This window comes from Stenotrophomonas sp. AB1(2024), assembly GCF_037482345.1.
In the GTDB taxonomy this organism is placed as follows: domain Bacteria; phylum Pseudomonadota; class Gammaproteobacteria; order Xanthomonadales; family Xanthomonadaceae; genus Stenotrophomonas.
The window spans coordinates 873220-899900 of the sequence record NZ_JBBHKO020000001.1 but is presented as its reverse complement, the minus strand read 5'-3'; the positions used below and the strand labels follow the sequence as shown (position 1 = coordinate 899900).

The 26681-nt window shown below is 67.6% G+C and carries 26 protein-coding genes; 11 read left to right on the top strand and 15 right to left on the bottom strand.

From position 1 onward, the window contains the following. Positions 1 to 2: 2 nt before the first annotated feature. Genes WIX41_RS04170 through WIX41_RS04155 form a run of 4 tightly spaced genes read right to left on the bottom strand, consistent with a single transcriptional unit; the run spans position 3 to position 4322 of the window. Positions 3 to 869: a sugar phosphate isomerase/epimerase family protein gene (locus WIX41_RS04170; protein ID WP_339445899.1), complete on the bottom strand. Its 867-nt coding sequence runs from the start codon at positions 867 to 869 to the stop codon at positions 3 to 5. Positions 870 to 888: 19 nt separating this feature from the next. After that, on the bottom strand, positions 889 to 2013 hold the full coding sequence (locus tag WIX41_RS04165) for a Gfo/Idh/MocA family protein (RefSeq protein WP_339445898.1): 1125 nt from the start codon (positions 2011 to 2013) through the stop codon (positions 889 to 891). A gap of 12 nt (positions 2014 to 2025) precedes the next feature. Continuing rightward, positions 2026 to 3243, bottom strand: coding sequence for a nucleoside permease (locus tag WIX41_RS04160; RefSeq protein ID WP_339445897.1), 1218 nt, complete (start codon positions 3241 to 3243; stop codon positions 2026 to 2028). Positions 3244 to 3269: 26 nt separating this feature from the next. Next, positions 3270 to 4322 carry a sugar phosphate isomerase/epimerase family protein gene (locus WIX41_RS04155; protein ID WP_339449411.1) on the bottom strand — a complete coding sequence of 351 codons (1053 nt, stop codon included), beginning with the start codon at positions 4320 to 4322 and terminating at the stop codon, positions 3270 to 3272. A 95-nt stretch (positions 4323 to 4417) separates the two neighbouring features. Between WIX41_RS04155 and WIX41_RS04150 the strand changes: the two genes are divergently transcribed. Then, positions 4418 to 5434, top strand: coding sequence for a LacI family DNA-binding transcriptional regulator (locus WIX41_RS04150; protein ID WP_339445896.1), 1017 nt, complete (start codon positions 4418 to 4420; stop codon positions 5432 to 5434). A gap of 62 nt (positions 5435 to 5496) precedes the next feature. After that, positions 5497 to 5895: a hypothetical protein gene (locus WIX41_RS04145; RefSeq protein ID WP_339445895.1), complete on the top strand. Its 399-nt coding sequence runs from the start codon at positions 5497 to 5499 to the stop codon at positions 5893 to 5895. Between the two features lie 120 nt (positions 5896 to 6015). Here WIX41_RS04145 and WIX41_RS04140 read toward each other — a convergent pair whose 3' ends face one another. After that, positions 6016 to 7131, bottom strand: coding sequence for an MBL fold metallo-hydrolase (locus WIX41_RS04140; protein WP_409187319.1), 1116 nt, complete (start codon positions 7129 to 7131; stop codon positions 6016 to 6018). 52 nt (positions 7132 to 7183) lie between these two features. Then, a complete protein-coding gene (locus WIX41_RS04135; RefSeq protein ID WP_339445893.1) occupies positions 7184 to 7753 on the bottom strand; it encodes a TetR/AcrR family transcriptional regulator in 570 nt (189 codons plus the stop codon). A gap of 166 nt (positions 7754 to 7919) precedes the next feature. On the opposite strand from WIX41_RS04135, the gene WIX41_RS04130 reads away from it, so the two are divergent. The 9 genes from WIX41_RS04130 to WIX41_RS04090 all read left to right on the top strand — a co-directional run bounded on the left by WIX41_RS04130 (position 7920) and on the right by WIX41_RS04090 (position 18331). Beyond that, positions 7920 to 8390 carry a DUF1801 domain-containing protein gene (locus tag WIX41_RS04130; protein WP_409187318.1) on the top strand — a complete coding sequence of 157 codons (471 nt, stop codon included), beginning with the start codon at positions 7920 to 7922 and terminating at the stop codon, positions 8388 to 8390. 13 nt (positions 8391 to 8403) lie between these two features. Then, positions 8404 to 8541, top strand: a complete 138-nt coding sequence (locus WIX41_RS04125) for a hypothetical protein (protein WP_339445892.1) — start codon at positions 8404 to 8406, stop codon at positions 8539 to 8541. A 140-nt stretch (positions 8542 to 8681) separates the two neighbouring features. Next, complete coding sequence (locus tag WIX41_RS04120; protein ID WP_339445891.1) at positions 8682 to 9797, top strand: metallophosphoesterase; 1116 nt, start codon at positions 8682 to 8684, stop codon at positions 9795 to 9797. Positions 9798 to 9950: 153 nt separating this feature from the next. Then, positions 9951 to 10442 (top strand): RNA polymerase sigma factor, encoded by a 492-nt coding sequence (locus tag WIX41_RS04115; protein WP_339445890.1) that lies wholly within the window; start codon positions 9951 to 9953, stop codon positions 10440 to 10442. After that, positions 10439 to 11494 carry a FecR family protein gene (locus tag WIX41_RS04110; protein ID WP_339445889.1) on the top strand — a complete coding sequence of 352 codons (1056 nt, stop codon included), beginning with the start codon at positions 10439 to 10441 and terminating at the stop codon, positions 11492 to 11494. Before WIX41_RS04115 ends, WIX41_RS04110 begins: the two co-directional genes overlap by 4 nt. Positions 11495 to 11565: 71 nt before the next feature. Then, on the top strand, positions 11566 to 14622 hold the full coding sequence (locus tag WIX41_RS04105; protein ID WP_339445888.1) for a TonB-dependent receptor: 3057 nt from the start codon (positions 11566 to 11568) through the stop codon (positions 14620 to 14622). Positions 14623 to 14703: 81 nt separating this feature from the next. Then, positions 14704 to 16071 (top strand): hypothetical protein, encoded by a 1368-nt coding sequence (locus WIX41_RS04100; RefSeq protein ID WP_339445887.1) that lies wholly within the window; start codon positions 14704 to 14706, stop codon positions 16069 to 16071. A gap of 180 nt (positions 16072 to 16251) precedes the next feature. After that, entirely contained in the window at positions 16252 to 16917 is a 666-nt protein-coding gene (locus tag WIX41_RS04095) for a class I SAM-dependent methyltransferase (protein ID WP_339445886.1), read from the top strand. Positions 16918 to 17080: 163 nt separating this feature from the next. Continuing rightward, entirely contained in the window at positions 17081 to 18331 is a 1251-nt protein-coding gene (locus tag WIX41_RS04090; RefSeq protein ID WP_339445885.1) for an MFS transporter, read from the top strand. 10 nt (positions 18332 to 18341) lie between these two features. Here WIX41_RS04090 and WIX41_RS04085 read toward each other — a convergent pair whose 3' ends face one another. From WIX41_RS04085 to mdcA, 9 genes are all read right to left on the bottom strand, one after another. Next, complete coding sequence (locus WIX41_RS04085) at positions 18342 to 19061, bottom strand: GntR family transcriptional regulator (RefSeq protein WP_339445884.1); 720 nt, start codon at positions 19059 to 19061, stop codon at positions 18342 to 18344. A gap of 124 nt (positions 19062 to 19185) precedes the next feature. Then, the gene (locus WIX41_RS04080; protein ID WP_339445883.1) at positions 19186 to 20541 is read right to left on the bottom strand and encodes an SLC13 family permease; all 1356 of its coding nucleotides are present in this window, start codon (positions 20539 to 20541) and stop codon (positions 19186 to 19188) included. 88 nt (positions 20542 to 20629) lie between these two features. Further along, positions 20630 to 21550 (bottom strand): malonate decarboxylase subunit epsilon, encoded by a 921-nt coding sequence (gene mdcH, locus WIX41_RS04075; RefSeq protein WP_339445882.1) that lies wholly within the window; start codon positions 21548 to 21550, stop codon positions 20630 to 20632. Further along, the gene (mdcB, locus tag WIX41_RS04070; RefSeq protein WP_339445881.1) at positions 21547 to 22392 is read right to left on the bottom strand and encodes a triphosphoribosyl-dephospho-CoA synthase MdcB; all 846 of its coding nucleotides are present in this window, start codon (positions 22390 to 22392) and stop codon (positions 21547 to 21549) included. Before mdcB ends, mdcH begins: the two co-directional genes overlap by 4 nt. Further along, a complete protein-coding gene (mdcG, locus tag WIX41_RS04065; protein ID WP_339445880.1) occupies positions 22389 to 23060 on the bottom strand; it encodes a malonate decarboxylase holo-[acyl-carrier-protein] synthase in 672 nt (223 codons plus the stop codon). The genes mdcB and mdcG overlap by 4 nt, the downstream gene beginning before the upstream one ends. Next, the gene (gene mdcE / locus WIX41_RS04060) at positions 23053 to 23763 is read right to left on the bottom strand and encodes a biotin-independent malonate decarboxylase subunit gamma (protein ID WP_339445879.1); all 711 of its coding nucleotides are present in this window, start codon (positions 23761 to 23763) and stop codon (positions 23053 to 23055) included. The genes mdcG and mdcE overlap by 8 nt, the downstream gene beginning before the upstream one ends. After that, a complete protein-coding gene (locus WIX41_RS04055; RefSeq protein ID WP_339445878.1) occupies positions 23760 to 24668 on the bottom strand; it encodes a biotin-independent malonate decarboxylase subunit beta in 909 nt (302 codons plus the stop codon). Before WIX41_RS04055 ends, mdcE begins: the two co-directional genes overlap by 4 nt. Continuing rightward, positions 24665 to 24985, bottom strand: a complete 321-nt coding sequence (mdcC, locus tag WIX41_RS04050; protein ID WP_339445877.1) for a malonate decarboxylase acyl carrier protein — start codon at positions 24983 to 24985, stop codon at positions 24665 to 24667. The genes WIX41_RS04055 and mdcC overlap by 4 nt, the downstream gene beginning before the upstream one ends. An 11-nt stretch (positions 24986 to 24996) precedes the next feature. Next, the gene (gene mdcA / locus WIX41_RS04045; RefSeq protein WP_339445876.1) at positions 24997 to 26640 is read right to left on the bottom strand and encodes a malonate decarboxylase subunit alpha; all 1644 of its coding nucleotides are present in this window, start codon (positions 26638 to 26640) and stop codon (positions 24997 to 24999) included. Positions 26641 to 26681 lie beyond the last annotated feature (41 nt).

Genomic DNA, 26681 nt, shown 5'->3' with positions numbered 1-26681 from the left:
GGCTAGCGCGGTGCGCTGGCGGGCAGGCTGACAGTCAGGTGTTCACGCAGGTAGTCCGCCCCGGTCTGGATGACCTTGGCCGGATCACGCGGCTGGTCGTGCTCGACGATGTACCACTGCACGCCGGCCGCCGCTGCGGCAGGCAGGATCGCGTTCCAGTCCAGCACGCCCTGGCCCACGGCAGCGAAGCCGCCCTCGTCTTCGGCCTGGCCTTTGGGTGCATTGTCCTTGGCGTGCACCGCGAACACGTGGCCGCGGAACTTACCCAGCATCACCACCGGGTCATGGCCCGCACGCGCCACCCAGGCCAGGTCCAGCTCGCTCCGCAGATCGGGCCCGGCCGCGGCGAACAGCAGTTCCAGGCCCGTTCTGCCATTGAAGTCGACCAGCTCGAAATCGTGGTTGTGGTAGGCCAGCTGCATGCCCTTGGTCCCCGCCCGCGTCGCCATCCGGCCCAGTTCCTGGCCCAATGCGGTCCAGCCTGCGGCATCGGTCGGCCGATCCTTCTTGTCCAGGTAAGGCACCACCAGCGTCGTGTTGCCGATCGACCGGTTGAAGGCCACTACGCCGTCCAGATCGTTGCGCAGATCGGCCAGTTGCACATGGGACGAAATCACCTTGATCGAATATCTGTCCAGCAGCTGCTTGAGTTCCGCGGCGCTGACGTCCTGCGTGCCGACCGTTTCCACCGCACCCACGCCCGCGTCGTGGACGATCTTCAACTGCTGGTCGAGCGAGCCGGCGTTGCGCAGTGTGTACATCTGCACCGCGATGGGCTTCTGCGGGCGGGCGGTTTCGCCTGCGAAGACGGGCAGGGCAACGAGGAGCATCAGTGCGAGGGTCGCGGTCCTGCATGTGGCGGTGTTCATCAAGATATCCTCCCGGGATTCAACCGATGGCGGTCCAGGCGCGCGTCCTGGCCGATGCGATGACACGATCGACGATCAGCGCCGAGCGCACGCCGTCTTCGAAGGTGGGCAGGCCCTGCGGCCGCTCGCCTTCGATGGCGCGATAGGTGTCGGCGACGAACGCCTCGAAGCAATGGCCGTAGCCCTGCGCGTGCCCGGCCGGCAACACCGACAAGCGGCGTTGTTCGGCACTGCCGGCGCCCGGCCCACGCACGAAGGTTTCCTCGCGCTGGTCGGGCAGGCCGATCCACAGCCGCTCGGCGTCTTCCTGGTTGAACGCCACGCTGGCCCTGGCGCCATCGATCTCGAACCAGAGCCGATTGTGGCGGCCCGCAGATACCTGGCTGACCGTCAATGAGGCCAACGTGCCCGCGGCGGTCCTGAACATCGCCGCGGCCACGTCCTCACTCGAAACCGCCTGCATCGCACCGCCCGCCGCCGGCGTGGTGAAGCTCTGCCCGCTGAGCGCGCCGCGCTCGGCGATCACGGTGGCGAACGCCGCGCTGACATCGACGAAGCGCTCGCCGCTGACCCATTCCACCAGGTCGCACCAGTGCGAGCCGATGTCGGCGAACACCCGCGACGCGCCGCCCAGCGCCGGGTCCACGCGCCAGTTGTTGCTGGCAGGGTCCAGCAGCCAGTCCTGCAGGTAGCTGCCGTGGATCAGGTGCAGCGGCCCCAGTTCGCCGTGCGCGATGCGTGCGCGCGCCTCGCGGACCACCGGGTGGTAGCGGTAGACGAAGGGAACCGTGGCGACCCGCCCGGTCGAGGCGGCCACTGCAGCCAAGGCCTGGGCGTCCTCCAGCGACGTGGCCAGCGGCTTCTCGCAGATCACGTGCTTGCCCGCTTCCAGCGCCGCCTGCGCCATCGGGCGGTGCAGATGGTTGGGCGTGCAGACGTGCACGATCTGCACCTGCGGATCGGCGACGACGTCCTCGATGTCGCGATAGCCGCGCGGGACATTCCACGACGCCGCCACCTCGCGTGCACGTTGCGGGGAAGAGGCGGCTACGCCGCGGACTTCGGCTCCGGCCAGCAGTGCCGCGCGGCGATGCACGGCACCGATCATGCCCGTACCGACGATGGCGATTCCAAGCTTGCGCATCGGGTGGGATCCTCAGGGCGTGGAAGGGGCGGCCGCGACCGCCGGCCGGTCGCGGAACAGCAACAGGAAGGCGATCAGCACGACCAGCGCGACGCCTGCCGGGAACAGCCAGATCCGCTGCCAGTCCGGCCCCGCCGCCGTGGTGTAGTGCTCCACCACCGCGCCGGACAGGAACGTGCCGATCAACATGCCCACGCCGTAGGTGGCCAGGGTGATGAAGCCCTGCGCGCTGCTGCGCGCGGCGGGGCCGGCATGCGCATCGGTGTAGATCTGGCCGGTGACGAAGAAGAAGTCGTAGCAGATGCCGTGCAGCACGATGCCGATCACCAGCAGGGAGAAGCCGCTGCCCGCATCGCCAAAGGCGAACATGACGTAGCGCACCACCCACGCGGCCATGCCCACCGCCAGCATCGTCTTGACCCCCAGCCGCACGAACAGGAACGGCATGGCCAGCATCAGCAGCACTTCGGACACCTGGCCCAGCGATTGCAGGCCGGCCGCACCGCGCACGCCCAGATCGTTGAGGTAGGGGTTGGTGAAGTTGTAGTAGAACGCCAGCGGGATGCAGATGGCGATGGAAGCCAGGAAGAACACCAGGTAGGAGCGCGACTTCAGCAGCCGCAGCGAGTCCAGTCCCAGCACCTTCTCCAGCCCGGCGTCGCGCTGTTGCGCCAGCGGCGGCGTGTGCGGCAGGGTGAAGGCATACAGGCCCAGGGCCAGCGACGCCAGCGATGCCGTCTGGAACGTCAGTTCGAGCCGATGCGCCTGTTCCCAGCCGAGCCAGCCGATCAGCACGCCGGCCACGATCCAGCCGACGCTGCCGGCAACGCGCACCGGTGGGAACTGTTTTTCAGGCGAGTGCATGTGCCGCATCGCCACGCTGTTGGCCAGCGCCAGGGTCGGCATGAACAGCAGCATGTAGCCCATGACGCAGGCGAAGAACGTGTTGAAGTCCGTCGCCGTGGACGCCAGCCACATGAGCACCGCGCCGGCCAGGTGCAGCACCCCGAGGATGCGCTGCGCCGCGAAGTAGCGGTCCGCGATCAGCCCGACCAGGAACGGCGCCACGATGGCGCCGATGGACTGGCTGAGGAAGGCGGTGGCCACCTGGCTCGCACTGGCCTGGAGCGGGCCCTGCACCAGGTACGTGCCCAGGGTCACGAACCAGGCGCCCCAGATGAAAAACTGCAGAAACATCATCGCGCCCAAGCGCGACATGGTGTGCGTCATGGCTTGCCCTCCCGGGCGGTAGTGGCTCAGATCCCCAGCATGCGGCGCAGTGATCCAGGATCAGCGCCGCCTTCCGCAAAGTCGTCGAAGGCACGGTCGGTCACGCGGATGATGTGGTCGCGGACGAAAGCGGCACCTTCCCGCGCGCCGTCTTCCGGGTGCTTCAGGCAGCACTCCCACTCCACGACCGCCCAGCCCGGAAAATCGTATTGGGCGAATTTTGAAAAGATCGCCTTGAAATCGATCTGGCCGTCCCCGAGCGAACGGAACCGTCCGGGACGATCGATCCAGTCCTGGTATCCGCCATAGACACCACTGCGCGCACTGGCGCGATACTCCGCATCCTTGACGTGGAAGATGCCGATGCGCTCATGGTACCGGTCGATGAAGCCCAGGTAGTCCATCTGCTGCAGCAGCAGGTGGCTGGGGTCGTACAGCATTTTGGCGCGCGGATGATGGTCCACCACCTCCAGGAAGCGCTCGAAGGTGGCGCCATCGTGCAGGTCTTCGCCCGGGTGGATCTCGAAGCACAGGTCCACGCCGCAGGCGTCGAAGGCATCGAGAATGGGGCGCCAGCGCCGGCCCAGTTCGGCGAAGGCTTCGTCCACCAGGCCCGGCGGGCGCTGTGGCCAGGGATAGAAGTAGGGCCAGGCCAGCGCGCCGGAGAACGTGGCGTGCGCGGTCAGTCCCAGCCGCTGGCTGGCCTTGGCGGCGTGCAACAGCTGTTCCACCGCCCAGGCCTGGCGGGCGGCCGGATCGTTGCGCTTGTCCGCTGGCGCGAAGCCGTCGAACAGGCTGTCGTAAGCAGGATGGACCGCAACCAGCTGGCCCTGCAGGTGGGTGGACAGCTCGGTGATCTGTACGCCATGGCCGGCAAGCATGCCGGTGATGTCGTCGCAGTACGCCTGGCTGCGCGCCGCCTCGGCCAGATCGAACAGGTGGGGCGCGCTGGTCGGCACTTGTACGCCAGAATACCCCAGGCCCGCAGCCCAGCTGGCCAGCGTGTCCAGCCGATCAAACGGAGGTGTGTCGCTGATGAACTGCGCCAGGAAAAGCGCCGGACCCTTGAGCGTCTTCAACGTGATTCGCCCCGATGCAATCGATTGCATTTATCCTAGCAGGGCCTCCGGCAAGACCTGTTGTGCACTGCACAGCGACACGAAGAACTGAAACCATGGCCACCATCTACGACATCGCAAAGCACGTGGGCGTCTCCGCAGGCACGGTGTCGCGTGCGCTTTCCCGGCCGGACAAAGTCCTGCCGGCCACGCGCACGCGCATCGAGCAGGCCGCCGCGGCGCTGGGCTATGTCCCCAACACGGTGGCCAGGACGCTCAAGACCCAGCGCAGCGGCAAGCTCCTGGTCACCGTGCCGGACATCGCCAATCCGTTCTTCGCCCAGATCCTGCAGGGCGCGGAGGAAGCGGCGCAGGCGGTGGGCTATGCCGTGCTGCTGGGCGATACCCAGCATCGCCCCGAGCGCGAAGAGCGCTACGCACAGATGCTCCGCCGCAACGAGGCCGACGGCCTGATCGTGCTGGGGCATCGCCTCCCGCCGACGGCGCGCGCGATCGTCCAGCAGCTGGGCAACGCTGCGCCGGTGGTCAATGGATGCGAATTCGACCCCGCGCTGGGTATCCCCAGCGTCCACATCGACAACGCGGCTGCCGCGCGCGCCGTGATGGAACACCTGTATGGACTGGGCCACGAGCGGATCGCCGTGGTGGGCGGGCCGCCTGACAATCCCCTGCACGAGCAACGGCTGGAAGGGGCCCGGGCCGTCGGCAAGGCGCGCGGTCGCCTGAGCCACCTGAGCGTCGTGCCGGGCGACTTCTCCGTGGAATCCGGTCATGCGGCCGCGATGGCGCTGTTGGCCCGCGCGCCCGTGCCGACCGCGATCTTCTGCTTCAGCGACCAGATGGCGCTGGGCGCCCTGGCGGCCTGCCGGGACAGGGGCATCCGCGTACCGGAGGACCTCTCCATCGTCGGCTTCGACGACCTGGCATCATCCCAGTACCTCACGCCGCCACTGACGACCATCAGGCAACCCATGCGCGAGATCGGTGAGCGCTCGGTCAACCTGCTGCTCGCCATCATCGAACGGGTCGATGTGCCGCTTCAGCAGACGCTGGAGTTCAGCTTGATGGTGCGGGGCTCGACCAGTGTGCCGACGGATGGGTACCGGCGGTAAGATGAGGCGAATGAAGCAGCCTTGGAGGCGCATTGCATGACATGCACGGAGACGCGGTCGCAATGAGAGAACCCAACCCCATACTGCGACACGTTGCGGCAATCGTGATCGTGCTGGCACTGGTGCTGGCAACCGGATACCTCTTCCATATCGGACCTTCGGTCAGAAGCCAGTCTGCGTTTACCTCCAGCGACATCCTCTGGTCCACGTGCGGAATGTGGTTTGCGCTCGTCGGCGGCCTGGTTTCCGGACGATATGGGTTCGCCATTGCCGCGGGGGCGCTCTACCTCGGGTTGACCTGCCTTGCTGCGCATTTCCTTCAGGCGCATATGCAGGTGGGTCTGCTGGAGCTGCTGCTGGAGAATGCGTTCGGCACTGCGGTGTCGGTCGTGGCCGGCATGGTTGGTGCCTGTGCCGGCGTCTTCATTCGGCGCCTGAACTCGCGTAGGCTTCCGGCGTAGGGGCCCATCAGGCGTGCCATCGCAGGCCGGCGGGTCGGCTGCACGCCAGCACGGATGCGCCTACGCGCACACCAGCACATGGTTGTAGTCGTTGGACATGCATTGCGCGTGGCCGCGATGTCAGCGCGTGCTGCCCGCCGCCACGCCGCTGCTTTCAGTCGCCGGCGCCGTCAGCGCACGCCACCACGGCGTACCCGCATGCGGCGCAGTCAGGTCCAGGCGTTCGCCCATCACCGGCGTGGACAGCGCGATGCCGCGTTCGGCCGCCAGCGCGCTGACCCGTTCGAACGGTTCTTCCCAGCGGTGCATGGCCAGGTCGAAGGTGCCGTTGTGGATCGGTACCAGCCAGTTGCCGCGCAGGTCCTGGTGCGCCTGCACGGTCTGCTCCGGCTGCATGTGCACGAACGGCCACTTGGCGTCGTAGGCACCGGTTTCAACGAAGGCGATATCGAACGGCCCGTAGCGTTCGCCGATGCGCTTGAAGCCGTTGAAGTAGCCGGTGTCGCCGCTGAAGAACACGCGCAGTTCGTCATCCAGGATCACCCACGACGCCCACAGCGTGCGGTTGCCATCGCGCAGGCCGCGGCCGGAGAAATGCTGGGCCGGGGTGGCCGCAAAGCGCACGCCGTCGATTTCAGTTTCGTCCCACCAGTCCAGCTGGCGCACGCGCGCCTGCGGCACGCCCCAGTCGATCAGCCGGTCGCCCACCCCCAGCGGGGCCAGGAACACCTCCGCGCGCGTGGCCAGGTATTTGATGGTGGCGCGGTCGAGGTGGTCGTAATGGTCATGCGAGAGCAGCACGCCACGGATCGGCGGCAGATCCTGCAGCGCGATCGGCGGGGCATGGAAGCGCTTGGGGCCCATCCACTGCACCGGCGAGGCGCGCTCGGAGAACACCGGGTCGGTCAGCCACCAGCCGCCGCGCAGTTTCATCAGCAGCGTCGAGTGGCCGAGCCGGTAGACGCTGCGGTCCGGGGCATCGGCAAGCACCTGGGCGGTGAGCGCGCGCACCGGCGGTGGCTCGGGCGGAGTGGTGCCGGCCGGGCGGTTGAACATGAAGTCCCAGAATAGTTTGAGCATGGTGGCCAGCGAGTCCTTGGGCTTGGGCGCGACGTTGGTGAACTGGTCGTCGGCGCGCTGCGGCGAGGTGTCGTAAGAGGCAATGGGCACGGTAAGGGTCATCCCGATGAGTACGGTTAGGAGGAAGACAGCAGCGAGAACGGGGAGGATGCGCATGTGTCTCCTGGTTGGTGAGTGTGTAGGCACTCATTTATTCGGATGAAAAACATCAACGTTGGATGCCCTTCCAGTACAGGTCGAATCCTGCCTGGGCCAGAGCCTCGCGTTGTTCGGGCTGGGCGGCCATCGCCTCCAGCGTCGTTTCCAGCAGGGTGATCAGCACCCGTCCCAGATAGAACGCAAGGCGGTCCGGATCGACATGGCGCGCCAGGCTGGCTTCCAGCGTGTGCAGCGTGGTGCCGAACAGGCCGGCACAGTGGCTGCGGGTGCAGTCGGTGATGCGCTCGGAGACCTTCAGCTGGCGTAGTGCCATGCGGTCGACCGGGTGCGCGGCACCCCACACCAGCAGGGCATTCCAGACATGCAGCAGCTGCTCGCGGACCTCGGCCCCGGCCGGGAAGCTGCCGCCCACCGCCAGCGCGAGCCGTTCCTCCAGCCGCACGAACAACGCGTTGAGCAGCACGTCCTTGGTCTCGAAGTAGGTGAACACCGTGCCTTCGGCGACCTTGGCCGCCTTGGCGATCTGCGCGGTCGACGCACCGACGCCCTGTGCTGCCACGGCCCGGGCGGCAGCATCGAGGATCGCGGTACGTTTTGCGTCGCTGAGTGGGCGGGCCATCGGAACCATTTAGATGAGTGATTGCTCATTTATATGCCCGCCATCGTTCCGGCGCAAGCGGCGGGAAGCGCACGGCGGGGTGTCGTTCAGCCAGCGGGCAGCGGCCGCCATTTGAAAACGCAGCCCAGCCGATCTATAAGGCGGGCAGGTCCCTCGGAGAATCATCTTGGCCACCGCCAACGCACCGCGCAGTGCCAGAACCACGGCAGGGAAACCATCGGCCGGCGACGCCGGGACGCCTCGTCTGCTGGCGGGCGGCAACCCGCAGATTCCCAAAGGCGAGGGCGATGCGCCGGTGCAGGCATGGATCGCGGCCATCCCGGACTGGAAGCAGGGGGCCGCAAGGCAGTTGGACGCGTTGATCGTCGCGGCGGTGCCGGGCGTGCGCAAGGCGGTCAAATGGAACTCGCCGTTGTACGCCGCTCGCGAGGATGGCTGGTTCCTGAGCATGCATTGCTATGCCCGCTACATCAAAGTGGCGTTCTTCCGCGGGCGCTCGCTCAGCCCGATCCCGCCGGAAGCCTCGAAGAGCCAGGACACCCGCTACCTGCACGTGTTCAAAGACGTGCCGTTGGACGAAAAGCAGTTCACCCGCTGGGTGAAACAGGCCAGCCGCCTTCCCGGTGAACGGATGTAGAGAGGACGCCACCATGTCCCGTGCCCCTGGCGCCAGCAAACCCATTGCCACCGCCGCCGACGGCGATGCCGCGCGGCAGATCGACGCGAAGGTCGCCGTGCTGGACATCAGCCGCGACGCCGATCCCGATAATGCCGCCAGGGCCCGATAACGGCTGCACGTTGTCCAGTACGGCCCCGCAACCCACCTTTCCACCGCCCTGCGGTGGCACCTGACCGCAACTTCGGCAAAGATGGTGCGCTGCACGATCGCCTCCCGTGGCCGTGTATCCCTCTGTAACTGGAATTGCCTGTGCTGAGTGTTGTTGGAGTGGTGCTTGCGTTGTATGTGGTCTGGCGGCTGATCTGGCCGCTGCGGATGCCGGTGTCGGTCCGTGGACCGTTGGGCCTGCTGGTGCTGGCGTTGGCGCTGCACCACCGGATCGTGGCGCGGTTTGCCGGCACGATGGCCTCGCCGGAGATTCCCAAGGCTGCACTCGTCGTGCTGGCCAGCGGCTTTACCGCGCTGCTGCTGGTGGCCGTGTTCCTGTTGCTGCTGGATGGGTTGCTGCTTGGCGCGCGCCTGCTGCGCGTTGCCGACGCACTGCGCAGCGGTTGGTTGCGGCCGGCGGCTGGTGGCCTGGCGCTGGTACTGGGCGTGTGGGGCGTACAGCAGGGCATCGCGGTGCCGCAGACCCGCCAGATCGAGGTGGCCATCGCCGGCCTTCCCGAGGCATTCGACGGCTACCGCGTGCTGCAGCTCACCGACATCCACGCCAGCCGCCTGCTCACCGGCGACTGGGTGGCCAAGGTGGTGGCCGAGAGCAATGCGCTGAAGCCGGACTTGGTGGTGATCACCGGTGACCTGGTCGATGGCAGTGTCAGCGCCCGTGCCAACGATGTGCGCACCCTTGGCCAGTTGCAGGCGCCGGACGGCGTCATCGCCATCACCGGCAACCACGAGTACTACGGCCAGTACGCACAGTGGATGCAGGCGTTCCGCGCGCTGGACATGCAGGTGCTGGAGAACAGCCATACCCAGGTAACGCGTAATGGGGCCGTGCTGACCATCGCGGGTGTTACCGACCCGGTAGCGGCGCGCTACGGCCTGGCGATGCCGGACCTGTCCGCCGCGCTGGCCGGTGCCGACCCGACCGCACCGGTGATCCTGCTCGACCACCGCCCACGCGAGGCGCAGGCCAATGCCGCCAGGGGCGTGAAGCTGCAGTTGTCCGGGCATACCCATGGCGGCCATATCGTCGGCATGGACCAGCTGGTCAAGCGCGCCAACGGCGGCTATGTGTCCGGGCGCTATGAAGTGGACGGCATGACGCTGTATGTCAGCAACGGCGCCGGATTGTGGCCGGGGTTTGCGGCCCGTATCGGCGTGCCGTCCGAAATCACCTTGATTACCTTGCACGCGCGGTGATGCGCCCGCAGTAACCGCCCCTCCGCTCCTCGCCAGGTGGCGGGTCCCGCCCGGCGGCGTCACCGCCCGGTAATACACAACGTTTACCTTGCGCCGCACTTCAGGGGTTGGGGCGGCACAGTGGCCGAGCAGGCAAGAGGGCGGCTGGCGCGGATGTTCGTGGAACACGCGCCGGTGCTTCGGGGCTTCTTCGTGCGCCGGGGGGCGCGACAGGACGCCGAAGACCTGGTGCAGGAGACGTATCTGCGTCTGCTGCGTGCGCATGCGGGGCCGGGCGAGTCCATCGCCAACCCCGAGGCGTATCTGTTCACCGTAGCGCTGAACCTGGCGCGTGAGCAGGCCAGCCGCAGGCGCTGGTCGACCCTGCCCATCGAGGACATCGAACAGCTGGGCCAGGGCCTGGCCAGCGGGGAATGCGTGGAAGATGCCGCCGAACGCGAACAACGCAGCCAGCGCCTGCAGGCGCTGCTGGCCACGCTGCCCGAACACACCCGCGCCGTGCTGGTGATGCAGTACCGCGATGGATTGAGCTACAAGCAGATCGCCGAGCGCCTGGGGGTGTCTTCGCACATGGTCAAGAAACACGTCGTGCGCGGCCTATCGGTGTGCCGCCGTGCGATGGCCGACCGCGAGGGGGCGCGATGAGCACGCCGTCGCTGCACCCGTCGGCGTTGACCCAGGCTGCGGCTCACTGGCACGCGCTGCAGCGCCAGGGCGATATGCCTCCCGCGCAGCAGCGCGCCTTCATGGACTGGCTGCTGGTCTCGCCCGAGCACCTGCGCGAATACCTGGCAATCAGCCAGACCGCAGGCGCGCTCGGTGAAGCGCTGCGCGCGATGCCGATCGACCTGGATGCGCTGCTGGCAGCACCGGCGCCGCGCGGCGTGGGCGACAACGTGGTGCGGCTGCCTGCGCGTCCAGCGCCTGCGCCCGTACCCGCACGACGGCGCCGCCTGCCGGGCATGGCAGTCGCCGCCGCGCTGCTGCTGGCCGTGGGGATCGGCACGCCGCTGGCGTGGCCGGACACCACGCACTACGTGGCAGGTCACGGTGCGCCCCGCCAGATAACGCTTTCCGACCACAGCGTGCTCCACCTCAATGCCGAGAGCGAAGTCTCGGTGCGGATGAGCCTGTTCGGGCGCCGCGTCGAACTGGAGCGCGGCCAGGCCAGCTTCGTGGTCGCGCCGGACCGGCGGCCGTTCGCGGTGCATGCCGGCGGCCTGCAGGTGACCGATATCGGCACCACCTTCGATGTCTCGCTGTTGCGCGAACAGGCAAGGATCGCGGTCAGCGAGGGCCGCGTGCAGGTGCATGGCGATGGCGGGCGCGGGCGCCTGCTGGCCGACCTGTCGGCCGGCAAGGTCGCGCAGGTCGACTACCGCGACCAGCGCGTACAGCTGCGCGATGAGGACGCAGCCAGCATGACCGCTTGGTGGCAGGGCCGGGTGGTATTCCGCGATGAGCCGCTGCGCGAGGTGGCCGACCGCTTCAACCGCACCAACGCGCTGCGCCTGCGCGTGAGCGACGAAGCCGGCGCGCTGCGGCTTACCGGCAACCTGCGTGCCGATGACCTCGGTTCGCTGCGTGCGTTCCTGGACCAGCAGCCGGCGCTGGCCACGCAGCAGCGTGCGGATGGCATCCACGTGCGCATGCGCGACGTGGCCGAGGACGCTGTCAAAAAAAATTCATCGAACTAGCGGTGCCCGATCCACGCGCTGGGTCCTCGTAGTAGGGGAACGCCACCGCCATTCCCTCACTGGATCCCACGATGCGCCGCACTCTGTTTCTTTCGATCGCCCTTGCCCTGCAGGTCACCGCGACGGCCACCGCTGCAGAACCGAGCCGCCTTGCCGCCGACGCCATTGCGTCGCAGCCGCTGGACATGGCGCTCAACGCACTGTCACGCCAGACCGGCCTGCAGTTCGTCTACAACGCGCAGATAGCGGGCAACCCGCGCACGCCGGCGGTGCCGGCCGGCCTCACGGCCGAGGCGGCACTCGACCGGCTGCTGGCCGGCACCGGGCTGCGCTACCGCTACCTCAATGCGGACACGGTGACCATTGAAACTGCGTCGGCGGGCAACGAGCCCACCTCCGGCGTGGTCGCCCCGATGGCCGTGGCAGATGCCGGGGCAGCGCCGCTGCAGGCCTCGGCCGGCGGCGTCGCATCCAGCACGCAGAACCTGGAAACGATCCAGGTGACCGGCAGCTACAGTCGCAGCCTGGAACAGGCGGTAGACCTCAAACGCGCCAACATCGGCTTCTCCGATTCGATCGTGGCCACCGACGTGGCCGACTTTCCCGAGCAGAACCTGGCCGAAGCCCTGCAGCGTGTTCCCGGTGTGACCATCGAGCGCAACAAGGGCCTGGGCACCAAGGTCAACGTGCGCGGGCTGCCGTCGGAATACACGCATGTGTCCATCAACGACCTGGCCACCGCCTCCGGCAGTGGCGGGCGTGATGTGGAATTTGACATGTTCGCTTCGGAGATCATCCAGCAGGTGACGGTGCAGAAGTCACCGACCGCCGCCGATGAGGAGGGCGGCATCGCCGGTTCGGTCAAGATCACCACCGCGCGCCCGTTCGACTACAAAGAGCGCAAGCTGGTGTTGTCGGCAGAAGGCGCGCACAACAGTATCTCCGAAGAAGTGGACCCGCGCTTTGCTTTCCTCGCCGCTGACACCTGGGGCGACTGGGGTGGCCTGGTGTCGTATTCGCAATCCAGGCGCACCAACCGTACCGACTCCACCTCGGGCATCAACTTCCGCCCGATGTCGCGGTTTCTGAGCGCCTCCGGCACGCGCGGGACCCAGGCCCAGGACGTGCTGGCCCGGGACGCCGGGGTGACCATCACCGACCGCAACGACACCGATGAAACCAACCTGGTGGTGTTCCAGGACAAGGTCGGTGACCGTGTGTACCTCAACGAGCAGGACAAGTGGGGCGCCACCGCCTCGCTGCAGTACAAGCCCAGCAGCACCTTCAGCCTGACCTTCGATGCGATGCTGGGTGGTTACGATTCGACCGAAGACGAGTACGATGCAGCCGCCTACTCGGCGTCCAGCCGCAGCACGCTCGATACCATCCACGAGTATGACGCGACGACGCTGTCCGAGTACGGCATGGTGGTGCTGCGCGATGTCTCCTACACCGCCACCCAGCACGAGATGCTGAGCAAGGAGCGGATCAACAGGACCGACTACAGCCAGTACAGCGTGGCGTTGGATTGGAAGGGCCAGGATTGGTACGTGGATGCGATGGCGGGCTACTCGGGCGCGGAGAAAACCTCGGACTTCTCCAACCTCAAGCACGTCGCCTACGCGCCGTCGCGTACGCGCTGGACCGGGCGCAGCGGTGAAACCATCCCCAGCACGCCGGGTGGCTTTGACATGTACAACGCTTCGGACAAGTACCTGTTCGAGGCCTACGAGACCACGCTGGAGAAGGTGGACGACGACAAGTACGCCGCGCAGGTGAACGTGACCCGCATGTTGGACCTGGCCTTCCTGCCGGCCCTGCGCGACGTGAAGTTCGGCGCGCGCTACACCGACCGCTCCAAGCAGCGCCAGTACGGCGAACTCAAGATCACCGGGCCGACCGCCGGCAGCAGTGCCTGGGTGAACACGCGCACCCTGGCCGACAGCCCGCTGCAGTCGATCGGCGACATCGTTCCCGGTGGCGACTACACCATCAAAGACCTGGACTGGCAGCAGGTGTCCAACGACTACGCCCGTCGCGCCTTCCGCTATGATGGCTTCTACACCCCGTTCGACGCCGGCCAGTTCTACCAGGTCGATGAGAAGGTGATGAGCCTGTATGCGATGACCGACTTCGCCTTCGATATAGGGCAGGTTCCGGTCAACATCAATGCCGGTGCGCGCTATGTCGATACCAGTGTTACCTCGTTCGGCTACCACCCGATCCAGCGCCCTGATGGCAGCACCGGCTACACCGACACTCCCGTGTCCAAGGACGGCAGCTACGATGACCTGCTACCCAGCTTCAACCTGACTGCCGAACTGGCGCAGGGGCTGCTGCTGCGCGCGGCCGCCGCCAAGACCATGATGCGCCCGGCGCTGACCGACATCGCCTACAAGCGCACCGCCAGCTGGAGTTCGTACCGCTTCACCGACGGCAACCCGGAACTCAAGCCCACCTACGCCAAGCAATGGGAAGTGGGGCTGGAGAAGTACCTGGACAACGGTGCGTTGTTCGCCGCGTCGTACTTCCGCAAGAACATCGACGGGGTGGTGATCAACTCGTTCACCGGTGTGGTCGAAGACGTGGCCGTGTACAACGCCAATGGCACGCTCAACGGCATCTTCGATTTCGATGTGTACCAGCCGGTGAATGCCAAGGGTTCCTACCAGGTGGACGGTGTGGAACTGGTGGCGCAGCTGCCGCTGGGCATGTTTCACCCGGTGCTGGAAGGGTTCGGCGTGAACGCCAACTACACCGTGCTGGACAGCTCGCTGGCCGGTGAATCCGACCTGGGCATCCGCACCCCGATGCCCGGCCTGGCCGAGAAGACCTGGAACCTCACCGCCTACTACGAGAACGACCGCTTCGATGCCCGGGTGTCCTACAACCACAAGGACGAGTACGTGGAATCGATCGGCTATGACATGTACCCGATCTGGCGCGATGCCTACGGCCAGATGGATGTGTCGATCGGCTACCGGATCACCGACAACATCAAGGTCAGCCTGAAGGGCATCAACCTCACCAACGAGATCACCAGCGGCTACACCATGGATCCGTCGTTCCCGACCATGTACGAAGCCTCGGGCCGCCGCATCAGCCTGGGCCTGCGCGCCGACTTCTGATCCCGCTGGCGGGCATGCCCGCCGGACCCTCCCGTGCCTGTCGCCGCTGGCGGCAGGCACGCGGACCTGCAAGGACTCCACATGTACAACCTTCTTCTGTTGGCGCTGCTTGCAGCGCCGGCTTCGTCATCCGCTGCCGATCCGGAGCGCGGTCGCGACTGGCAGCCCGGCGACCACCATGTGCACAGCGAGTGGAGCGTGGACTGGGACCGCAGCACCACGCCGCCAACCCCCATCCGCGGTGGTGACTCGTCGTATACCCGCAGCCACAACGCCGAACGGGCGCGGCATTTCGGGCTGCGCTGGATGGTGCACACCGACCACGGCGGGCCCGGTCATTCGGCGGTGACCCGCGACCATGCGTACCCGGCGCTGCTGCAGGCCCGGCAGGAGGTGCCCGAGGTCATCCAGTTCAATGGCATGGAGTTCGACGTGCCGGCGGGCGAGCATGCCTCGTTGATCATCGCGCCTGGCCCAGGGGAGGACGAGCAGCTGGTGACGATCGAACGCGATTACAGCCGCGGCGAGCCTCTGCAGGCGGGCAGCCGCGATACCCACCAGCACATGCTGGATGCGTTGGCGCACATGCGTGCGCTGCGCCCGCTGCCGTTGATGCTGATCAACCATCCGTCGCGTACTGCTACCGGGCCGGGGCAGTGGGGCGAGGTGGAACCGGCCGAGCTGCAGGCCTGGCATGCCGCTGCGCCGCAGGTGCTGGTGGGCATGGAAGGTGCCCCCGGGCACCAGGCGACGCGCAGCGAACGTGGCCTGTACCGCAACGTGGCGGCACCGACGTTCGGCGGCTTCGACCAGATGACCACGCAGGTCGGCGGCGTGTGGGACCAGATGCTGGCCGACGGCACGCGCTTCTGGATCACCGCCAGTTCCGATTCGCACGTGAACCAGCGCGATGGCGGCAGCGACTTCGATCCCGGCGAATACAGCAAGACGTACGTGTGGGCGCGTCCGGAGGCCGATGACATTCTCGGCGGCGTGCGCGCCGGCCGCATGTTCGTGGTCACCGGCGACCTGATCGATGCGCTGGAGCTGACCGTGCAGGCGGCCAATGGCACCGGCCGGGTAGGGCGCATGGGCGATGGCGTGGCGTTGGCGGCGGGTACACCGATGCAGGTTCAGCTGCGCGTGCGCAGGCCCGAAGGTGCCAATGCGATGGGCCAACACCCGGCGTTGCGGCAGCTGCAGTTGATCGTCGGCAGCGGAAGCGGGCAAGCACCGCAGATGCAGACCCGTCGCTTCACCGCAACGGAGTGGAAACGGGAGGGCGCCTGGTACCAGGTGACCTGGACGTTGCCGGCGCCGGCCGGCGGTGGTTTCGTTCGCGCCCGTGGCAGCAATGGTGATGAGCCGACGCCGCTGGCGGACATCAAGGACGAGGATCCCTGGCAGGACCTGTGGTTCCATTCCAACCCGGTATTCATCGGCCAGTGATGGTCCACCGGCATCGCCGATCGGCACGGGTGAAGGGCGGGTAGCGCCCGTCCTGTAGGATGGGCCCGTCCTACGCCGTTTCGCGCGTCCTGCGCGGCCACTCCCGGTCGCCCGCTTCGCTCCCCTTTCGAGCCGTCCGCCGCGTTGGTGGGCCGGTTCTCCGTGTTTCATGGAGCGCATATGCCGGGCTACACCACCCGCGTTCTCACCATTGCCGTGAATGGCCATGACTTCCGCATTCGTGCCCTGAGCGACCTGCAGCAGTTCGCCGACCCGACCGGGCGTGCCGAACGTGCGGGTATCCATTCCTCGCTGTGGAGCCTGTTCGGGCAGGTCTGGCCGGCCGGCCGGGTGCTGGCCGAGGCCATGAGCCGCTACGACGTGGCCGGCAAGCGCATCCTGGAGCTGGGCTGCGGACTGGGCCTGTCCAGCCTGGTGCTGGCCCATCGTGGCGCCGACGTGGTGGCCAGCGACCATCACCCGCTGGCCGAATCCTTCCTGGCCTACAACGCCGGGCTCAACGATCTGCCGGCAGTGCATTACCGCGACCTGCCCTGGGAAATGCCGGATACGTCCCTGGGACGTTTCGATCTGATCATCGGCAGCGACGTGTTGTACGAGCGTGGTCACGGCATGCAGATCGCTGCGATGATGGAACGTCACGCCAAACCCACGGCCGAGCTGCTGCTTACCGATCCCGGTCGCGGCAATCTGGGCGGGTTCTCGCGCGCCATGGCACTGCAGGGTTATGACGCGAGCGAAGAAGGCGGCTTCGGCGACGATGAAAGCACGTCGCCGGGGCGCGGACGCCTGTTGCGCTATGCGCGCCAGGCCGTGCAGGCGTAGAGCCACGCCCTGCGTGGCTGCGTGGTGCATGGATCCAGCCACGCAGGGCGTGGCTCTACGCGGCGACGACACCGCGTGCAGGTCGTCTGTCGTAGGCTTGGGAGCCATGACGAACCGAGCCCAGGCCGCGTGCACGCCCCAAGCAGATCCGACGGCGCGTGCCATGGCGGCCAGGCCAACCCGCTCGATGATCGTCGCCGGCCTGTCCACGGTGGTGGAATGGTATGACTTCACCCTGTACCTGTACCTGGCCACGGTGCTGTCGCGGGTGTTTTTCGGCGGTGGCGACAACGCACTGCTGGCCACCCTGGCCGGGTTTGCGGTGAGCTACCTGATGCGCCCACTGGGCGCGCTGTGCTTCGGTCACCTCGGCGACCGCTTCGGCCGGCGCTACATGCTGCTGGCGTCGATGGCACTGATGACCGTGGCGATGCTGGTCACCGCGCTCCTGCCCACCTTCGACAGCATCGGTACCAGCGCCGGCGTGCTGTTGCTGCTGTTGCGCTGTGTCATGGCGTTCTCGGTGGGCGGCGAATACACGGGTGTTGTGGCCTACCTGCTGGAAAGTGCACCGGTGCGTCGACGTGGGCTGGTGACCTCGCTGGCCTCTGCGGCAAGTGAGGTCGGCGCGTTGCTGGCGGTCGCGTTGTCGGCGCTGACCGTGGCGCTGCTGAGCAGTGCGCAGCTGGATGGTTGGGGCTGGCGCATTCCGTTCTTCATCGGCGCGGCCCTGGCCGGCGCCATCCTGCTGGCCCGTTCGACCATGCATGAATCGCCCGAGTTCGAGCGGCAGCTGGCCGCCGGCACGGTGCCGACCTCGCCGATCCGCGACACGTGGCGCTTCCATCGAGGCGCGGTGGCGCGCACCTTCGCCATCTCCGCGCTGGGTTCGATCACCTATTACGTGGGCATCACCTACGTGCCGGCATTCCTGGGCTCCAGCAGCGACGTAGGCGAATCAAAGGCGCTGTGGCTGTCCACCGTGGCTGCAGTGGCGGTGATCGGCGTGACGCCGCTGGCCGGTGCGTTGTCGGACAAGATCGGGCGCAGGCCGGTGCTGATCGGGCTGGCGCTGCTGTCGGCGCTGCTGCCGTTGAGCATGTTCGGGCTGATGGCAACGGGCAGCGCGGTACAGATCGCGCTGGCCGCCGTGGTACTGGCCTGTCTGGCCGGCGGCGTCAGCGCCGTGGCGGCGCCGGCCACCGCCGAACAGTTTCCCGGCGAAGGCCGGCTCAGCGGCCTGGCGCTGGGCGTGACCATGGCCACCGCCTTCTTCGGCGGCGCCACGCCGCTGCTGGCCGAACTGCTGGTGCGCCACACCGGTTGGGCGGCAGCCCCAGGCGCCATGATCGCCGCAGTAGCGCTGCTGGTATTGCCGGTGCTGTGGGGCCTGCGCGAAACCCGCCCAACGTAACGCGGCGCGGTTACGTACCGCCTTCCGTCGGCAACGGCGCTGGCACGTTCAACAGCCCACCGGCCGCCACATAGGCTGCCAATGCCTGGCCTTGGCTCAGCAGATGCCGCTCCATCGTGCGCTCTGCAGCCTCCGCATCGCGCCGGCGGAAGCACTCCATCAACTCGCGATGCTCGGCCAGCGACTGCGCCGTTCGCCCCGGCGTCAGCAACTGCCGGCCGCGGTGCATCTTCAGGATGCGGTGCAGATCATGGGTGATCCGGATCAGCCACGGATTACCGGCATAGTGCTGCACGGTTTCATGGATCAGGTAATTGTTGCGGTAGTAGTCGGCAATGTTGCCGTCCGCCGCCGCCGCCTCCATCGCCGCATGCAGGTCTTCCAGCTGCTGCACACCGGCATCGTCGATATGCTTTACCGCCTCATGCGCGCAACGGCCCTCCAGCATCGCCATCACCGGGAACAGCTGGTTGAGGTCTTCCAGGGTCAACCGGGTGACGCGTGCGCCACGCCCGGCATCGATCTGCACCAGGCCCTCGGCCGCCAGCAGCTTCAGCGCCTCGCGCAGCGGCGTACGGCTGATCCCCAGCTCCTCGCACAACGCCGGCTCGTCGATCCACTCACCGGGGGGCAAGCGGTAGTCATAGATGCGCTCGCGCACATGTTCGGCGACCTCTTCATAAAGAGGCGCGCGCTTCTTGGATGAACGCGGGGCAGGAGCAATGGCCATGTGGAAAGTGTAATGCTTCCCTACGCTGAACCTACACTACGCGATTCTGCTTTCTCACGTGGTATGGCGGGTGGAAAGCCCCCTGGGTCAGGGGGCGACAGCGCGCATGCGATGGCGTGTACCCTTACATCCAGCCGGGGACAACAAACAGCAGCCACGCCAGCAGTGGCCCGAACACCACCACCAGCCCGCTGTAGACCAGGAACCGGCGGAACAGCGATTCGCGCTCTTCCTTGGCCGCCGAGGCCACCACCAGCGCGCCGTTGGTCGAGAACGGACTGACATCCACAATCGTGGACGACACCGCCAGCGCGCAGATCACCCCGGCCGCGCCCAGGTGGCCCTGCAGCAGGAACGGTACCGCCAGCGGAATGGTCGCGCCCAGCACCGCGGCCGACGACGCAAACGCCGAAACGATGCCGCCCACATAGCAGACCAGCAGCGCACCCAGCAGCGGAATGCCGATGTTGGACACCCCATTGCCGATGAAGTCCACCGAACCGGCCTTCTCCAGCACGCCCACGTACGTGACCACGCCACAGATCAACAGCACCGTGGACCAGCTGATGCCATCCACCGCGCCCTTCTGGCTGGTCGGCGAGAGCAGCGCCAGCACCACGGCCACCGTGATCGAGACCAGGCCCACGTTGAGGTTGTAGATCAGCGCGGCCACGCCCAGCCCGATCAGCCCGACCAGGGTGAACAGCCGCTCGCGGGTGATCCCCACCGCCTCCAGTGCATCGGGATCGTTGGACAGCGTGCCGCCGCCGGCCGACACCAGCGCGCCGTGGCCTTCGATCGCGAACTGCCGCGACGACGCCTGCGGCCCACCGGCCAGCGCCAGTTCGCCGCCGCCCACCGCCACCGCACCGCGCCGCATCAATGCCACGCCGCCGAAGGCGAAGAAACAGATGATGGCCATCATGGAGTTGAAGCCGAGGCTGGTCAGGAACACCGCCATCTCGGTCACCTCCAGCCCGGCCTTCTGCACCACGCCATTGGTGATGCTGCCATACACGCTGATCGGCGAAAATCCGCCGGCCTGCGCGCCATGGATCACCAACAACCCCATCAGCAGCGGATTGATCCTGTACTGCTTGGCAAAGCGCAGCGCGACCGGCCCGATGATGGCCACGGCGGCAGGGCCCAACGCACCGAATGCCGTGAGCACCGCGGTCACCACGAACATCACCCACGGAATGGCCACGATCCGCCCGCGTACCGCGCGGACCGCCCAGTGCACCACCAGGTCGATGGTGCCGTTCTTCTGCGCGATGGCGAACAGGTAGGTGATGCCGACCAGGGTCAGGAACAGGTCGCCGGGGAACCCGCCGAGCACTTCCTTGCCTTCCATGCCGACGAAGATGCCGCCGATGATGAAGGCCAGCGCAAACGCGACCGCACCCATGTTGATCGGCAGGGCAGTGGCGATGATGAACATGATCACCAGACCGATGATCGTTGCAATTTGTGGACTCATGCGCCCTCCCAGACACGTGATTGGCATACCGCACGGATGGAAACCCGCCATCCCCGGGATGTGGCGTGTTGCAGGTGGAGCCGACCGCTCATTGCAGGCGGCCGAGTGCGTGTTGCACCCAGTCCGCCGCACCGTCCAGGTGCTGGAATTCTTCAACCGCGCGCACTTCGCAGCACGGGTAGGCGCTGGCCACCATGCGCGCCAGCGCGGTGCCCGGGCCCAGTTGCAGGAACACGCGCGCGCCGCGCTCGAACAGCTGGCGCATCAGCTGCGCCCATTCGATGGCCTGCGCCAGCTGTGCCGACAGGGTATGGACCATGGCGGCGCGGTCGCGCACCAGGCGCGCGTCGATGCCGGCCAGCACTGGCAGTTGCGGTCGTTGCCACTCCACCGCTTCCAGCGCAGCGGCGAACGGGTGAACCGCCGCCTGCAGCAATGGGGTGTGCGAGGGCACATGCACCGGCAAAGGGCGGATCTCGGCGCCTGCCGCGCGTGCCTGCCCGGCCAGCGCATGCAGGCCGGGCAGGGCACCGCCCAGAATGAAATGGTCATGGCCGTTGGCGATGGCGATGTGGGCCTCGTGTGCTGCGCACAACGCCTGCACCCGCGCGCGATCCAGTCCAAGCACGGCCTGCATGCCGGCCCCTGCAGGGCTGGCTGCATCCATGCATTGCGCGCGCTGCACCGACAGGGCCAGGCACGACGGCGTATCGAAACTGCCGGCAATGGCATGTGCCGCCAGCTCGCCGATGCTGTAGCCGGCCACCATGCCAGGCGTCGGCAGTTCAGTGCGCAGCGCGTGCCAGTGCGCCAGGCTGGCGGCGCACAGCAGCGGCTGCGCATGGGTGTTGTCGAAGCGCTCCTCCGCGCGTGCCGCAGCGAACACGTCCTGGCCCAGCACTTCGGTGGCGGCCGCGAGGACATCACCGGCGGCCGCGTTGTCGCGCACCCGGTCGAACATCGCCGGGTGCTGCGCGCCCTGGCCGGGGCAGAGCAGGGCAAGGCTCATGCGACCTCCTGCTGGAGCAGGAAGACGCTGCAGGCCAGCAGGTCGGCACTGCCGCCCGGGCTGAGCCGGCGCGCGACGAATGCACTGCCCAGCTGCTGCAGACGCAGGCGCCAGTCGGCGGCGAATGCGCCGCCGCCGGCAATGAAGGCTGCCGCCTGGTTGCGGGCCCAGTGCAGGCCCTCAGCGCCGCCCCGGTGCAGCAGATTGATGTCATCCAGTTCCGCCACCAGCGTCATCAGCGTGTGCGACAGGGCGGCTTCGCGCGGAAGGCCGGCCGACAGCGCAGTGCGCAGGGTCGGCAGCGCCAGCGTGCGCAGCACCGGGTAGCCGGCGGCCGCCTGTTCGCGCACACCGGCAATGCCATGCCGGGCACGTGCACGCTGGCCCGGGCTGTTTGTATCCAGTGGTGCCGACTGCAGGTCCGCCGACCAGTCCCGCACGGCCAGGCAGACCTGCTCGCCAGACACCGGCTGTCCTTTGCTCCGGCATCGCGCGGCGGCGGCCACCAGCAGGCCAAGACTGAAGATCGCCCCCCGGTGTGTATTGACCCCGCCGGTAGCGCGCAACATCGCCGCTTCGGCTTCAATGCCCAGCGTGCGCAACGTGGCGAAGGGCGCATCGTCGGCACCGGCCAGCGCGATATCGCGGAAGTAATGGCGCAACGCGAACAGGCTGCGCAGGAACGTGCCGGCATCCATGTCGTCATGGCTGCCCGGATCGAATGGCGTCACCAGCCCCGGCTTGGGCGCCACTGCCAGTTCCGCATGCAGGCAGCCTACCGCCAGCCGCCCCAACCGCGCCGAATCGACGCAAGGCAGGAAGGTCTGGAGGACCGCGTTCAAAGGGCGACCCCGTAGTGCCACGCCCTGCGTGGCAACCCGGCAACCCCAAACAGCGAAGCACGCAACGCCAACCCGGCTCCGTCCACCCGCTTCACCAACACCTGCCGCGACCCGCCGCCATACTCCCGCCAGTTCACCGCCCCACCATCGGGCAGGCACAGCTCACCATCCACGCGCCGCCCAAAGCGCAGCTCCCATCCGTGCAACCGGGCCACCAGCACATCGGCGTGCTGTGCGGTCTCCACCGCCCACAGCAGGTCGATATCCGACCGCGCGTGTACATAATCCAAGCCGGTCACTGCCTGCCAGGCGAACGCACCAAACACCCGCGCCGGCGCCAGCCGATCCAGCGCCTCCAGCGGAGCCTGCCAGTCCGCGGGTACGCCCGCGTGCAACCGCACTTCAGCCAGTTCGAGCGGCGCCTGCTGGCGCACGATGTCGCCCAGCGGTACACGCACGCCCAGCCGCTGCTTGCCCTCGGCGGGGGGGAGGGGAACACCGAGACGCATGCGGGGATCGGAATCATCGGCAGCGCGGCGCGCCACAACGGCTGGCCAGCCACGCGCGAACCACTGCGCCAGGCGTTCGTCGTGCGCGGCCACGTCGGCCCGCCAGTCGGCGTGCGCCGACAGCCAGACCAGCGTGTGGCGGGCGGGCCGTTCAGGCATTGCCGGCGGCCACCTGTGCGGCCACGCGCGCGGCCAGCGTTCGGCCGCCGCGTTCGGCACCGCGCTGCGCGCGGCGGTCGCCCTCGGCCGGCGTGCGCAGTGCGTCCATCAACGCCTGCGCCAGGTCGCCGTGCCACACCGACTGCACCGCGCCCATGGCGACGTAATTCTCCACGCCCGGCGCGAACACCGGCGAGCTCTGGCTGAGCGCCTGCAGTTTCTCCAGCGGCTGCTTGGTCACGCGCGCCATCGCGCGCAGGTCCATCACCCGCACCTGCGCATCGGGCAAGGCATGGATGTGGTCGGCCATCAGACCGAACGACAGGAAGCCACCGCTGACCGATTCGCCATACACCAGTGTGACCAGGGGCGCGCCACGGCGACGGGCCAGATCAAGGGTCTGCGCCAGGTGGGCGAAGTAACCGTTGATGCCCAGCAGTTCATCGCGACGCGCCAGCCGTTGGCCGGCGGTATCGACCAGCATCACGATTGGACGCAGCGGGTGCGTCGCGGTGCTGGCCAACACGGTCCCGGCCAGCACCAGCGCATGGTCCACGCCCACCTCGATCTTGTCGGTGGTGCCGATCACGGTCACCTGGCCATCGTCGGTCGTGGCTGTGCCGGTCAGCACCGAATCCTTGACGGTGATGGCATGCCCGCGCGGGAACAGCGCGTCGAGCAGGGGGGCAAGCGGCGCGGTCATGGCAGGCTCCGGTCAGACGTGGCGGCCAGGAAGTCGTCGGTATCGAGCAGCGGCAGCCGCTGCGGATCGTCGATGCCGAGCCGCGCCCAGATGTCCAACCCATCGCGGCAATCGCCCCATGCCTGTGCGCGCGCTTTGAGCGCTGCATGCCGAGCCTGCAGTGAAGCCAGTGCGATATCGGTGTCGGTGCTGGCGGCATCCGGCTGCAGGGCATCGAACGCGGCCTGTGCGAACGCCTCGATCGCATCGGGTACCAGCACCTGGGCCTGGTCGATCAGGTAGCGGTGCTTGCCACCGGTGACCCGCCAGACCAGCGCGCGGTCGCGCGCGTCGAACTCTTCCACGCCGCGCACCGTTTCGATCACCTCCGGGCCGGACAGTGACAGCCGGCCTTCCTCGGACATGATCACGGTGGTGCAGCAGCGCGCCACGATGCCCATGCCACCGAACGCGCCGTTGCCGCTGCCGATCAGGGCCAGCACCGGCACCCCTGCCGCGCGTGTGGCCAGCGCCGCGCGCATGATCTCGGAAATGGCGATCAGCCCGGCATTGGCTTCGTGCAGGCGCACGCCACCGGTATCGAGCAGCAGCAGCACGCCCTCGGGCCGGGTCTGCACGGCGCGCTGCAACAGTCCGGTGAGTTTGGCGCCGTGCACTTCACCCACGCCGCCGCCCATGAACTGGCCCTGCTGCGCAGCCACCAGCACGCGCCTGCCGCGCAGCTGGCCTTCGCCGACCACGATGCCATCGTCGAACGCGGCCGGCTGGTCCAGTTGGGCCAGGTGCGGGCTGATGGCGCGCTGCGCTGGCCCGAGCAGTTCCTTGAATGAGCCTGCATCGAGCAGGCCGGCGATGCGTTCGCGGGCGTCGGCTTCGTAGTAACTGTGGCGGTGGGCAACGCTCATGCGCTGTCTCCCGCACGCAGGGTTTCCACCGCCTGGTCCAGGCGCAGGCTGACCACGGCCGGAGTGGCACCGGCGTCGTTGATCGACACCTGCACATCGCGCAGCGGATGGCGGCGGGCGAAGTCGCTGATCACCGCTTCCCAGATCGTGCCGAAGCCGCGCGCGGCGGTGATGATGCGCACCGCCATCGCGCCGTCCAGCGCGGCCGGCTCCAGCAGGACTTCCAGGTTGCCCGAGGCCAGCACGCCGACCAGCACCGCATCGGTGGGGAAGCGCACGGGCTGGGTGCCGGTGAATCGATAGTCGAGGGTTTCCATGGCAGGTTCCCTTACCAGTTGCGGAAGCGCTTGGGTGGGTCGTACAGGCCACCGGACCAGCGGACGAGGTCTTTCACCGAACGCGCGGCGAGCAGGTCGCGGCTGGCATCGCGGAGGTGGATGCCCAGGTCGTCCGGGCGCTGGATCACGCCTCGGTCGCGCAGGTTCTCGACCATGGCGCGGTCGCGGCCCAGGCCCACGGCGGTGTAGCCGGCCACGCCGCGGATCGCCTGTTCGCGTTCCTCCGGGGTGCGGCACAGCAGCAGGTTGGCGATGCCCTCTTCGGTGAGCACGTGGCTGACGTCGTCGCCGTAGATCATCACAGGCGGCAGCGGCATGGCCGCGCGTTCGGCCAGTTCCCACGCATCCAGGCGATCGACGAAGGCCGGCGCCATGTGTTCGCGGAAGGTTTCCACCATCTGCACCACCAGCTTGCGCCCGCGTGGCATTTCGCCCGGGCGCGCCGCTTGCCGGCCTGCCTTGAGCCAGGCGTCGCTGGCATGGCGGCGGCCGCGTGCATCCGAGCCCATGTTGGGCGCGCCACCGAAGCCGGCGATGCGGTCGCGGGTGGCGGTGGAGCTGTTGCCCTGCAGGTCGATCTGGAGGGTGGAGCCGATGAACATGTCGCAGGCATACAGCCCGGCGGTCTGCGAGAAGGCGCGGTTGGAGCGCATCGAGCCGTTGGCACCGGTGAAGAACACATCGCCGCGCGCGGCGATGTACTTCTCCATGCCCAGCTCCGAGCCGAACGAGTGCACCGATTTGACGAAGCCCGATTCGATCGCGGGGATCAGCGCCGGGTGCGGATTGAGCGCCCAGTGCTGGCAGATTTTTCCCTTCAGCCCGAGCGATTCGGCATAGGTGGGCAGCAGCAGCTCAATGGCGGCGGTATCGAAGCCGATGCCGTGGTTGAGCCGGTTGACCCCGTATTCGGCGTAAATGCCTTTGATGGCCATCATCGCCATCAGCACCTGGATTTCGGAGATCTGCGCCGGGTCGCGGGTGAACAGGGGTTCGATGTGGTTCGGGCGCGGCGCCTGCACCACGAAGTTGACCCAGTCGGCGGGGATGTCGACGCGGGGCAGGGTGTCGACGATCTCGTTGACCTGGGCGATGACGATGCCACCGCCGAACGCGGTAGCCTCGACGATCACCGGGGTGTCTTCGGTGTTCGGGCCGGTGTAGAGGTTGCCATGGCGGTCGGCGGCCTGCGCGGCAACCAGCGCCACGCGCGGGGTGAGGTCGATGAAGTAGCGGCCGAACAGCTCCAGGTAGGTGTGGATGGCGCCGATCTGGATGCGCCCGTCGGCGACCAGGTTGGCCAGCCGCACCGACTGCGGGCCGGAGAAGGAGAAATCCAGTTTCGAGGCGATACCACGTTCGAACACATCCAGATGCGAGGGCAGCGACAGCACCGACTGGACCATGTGCAGGTCGTGGACCCGCGCCGGGTCGAGATCGGCCAGGCACTGGGCGAGGAAATCGGCCTGCTTCTGGTTGTTGCCTTCCAGGCAGACCTTGTCGCCAGGCTCCAGCAGCGCGTGCAGCAGATCGATCACGTCGGCAGCAGCCACCTCATGGCCGCGCGCCCAGGCAGCGGCGCGGTCCAGGCGGGCCTGGCGGCCAAGGGCTTTGGTATCCCAGCTGGGGGTCATGACGAGGCATCCCGGGGGTGTTGATGTAATTACGGCATAAT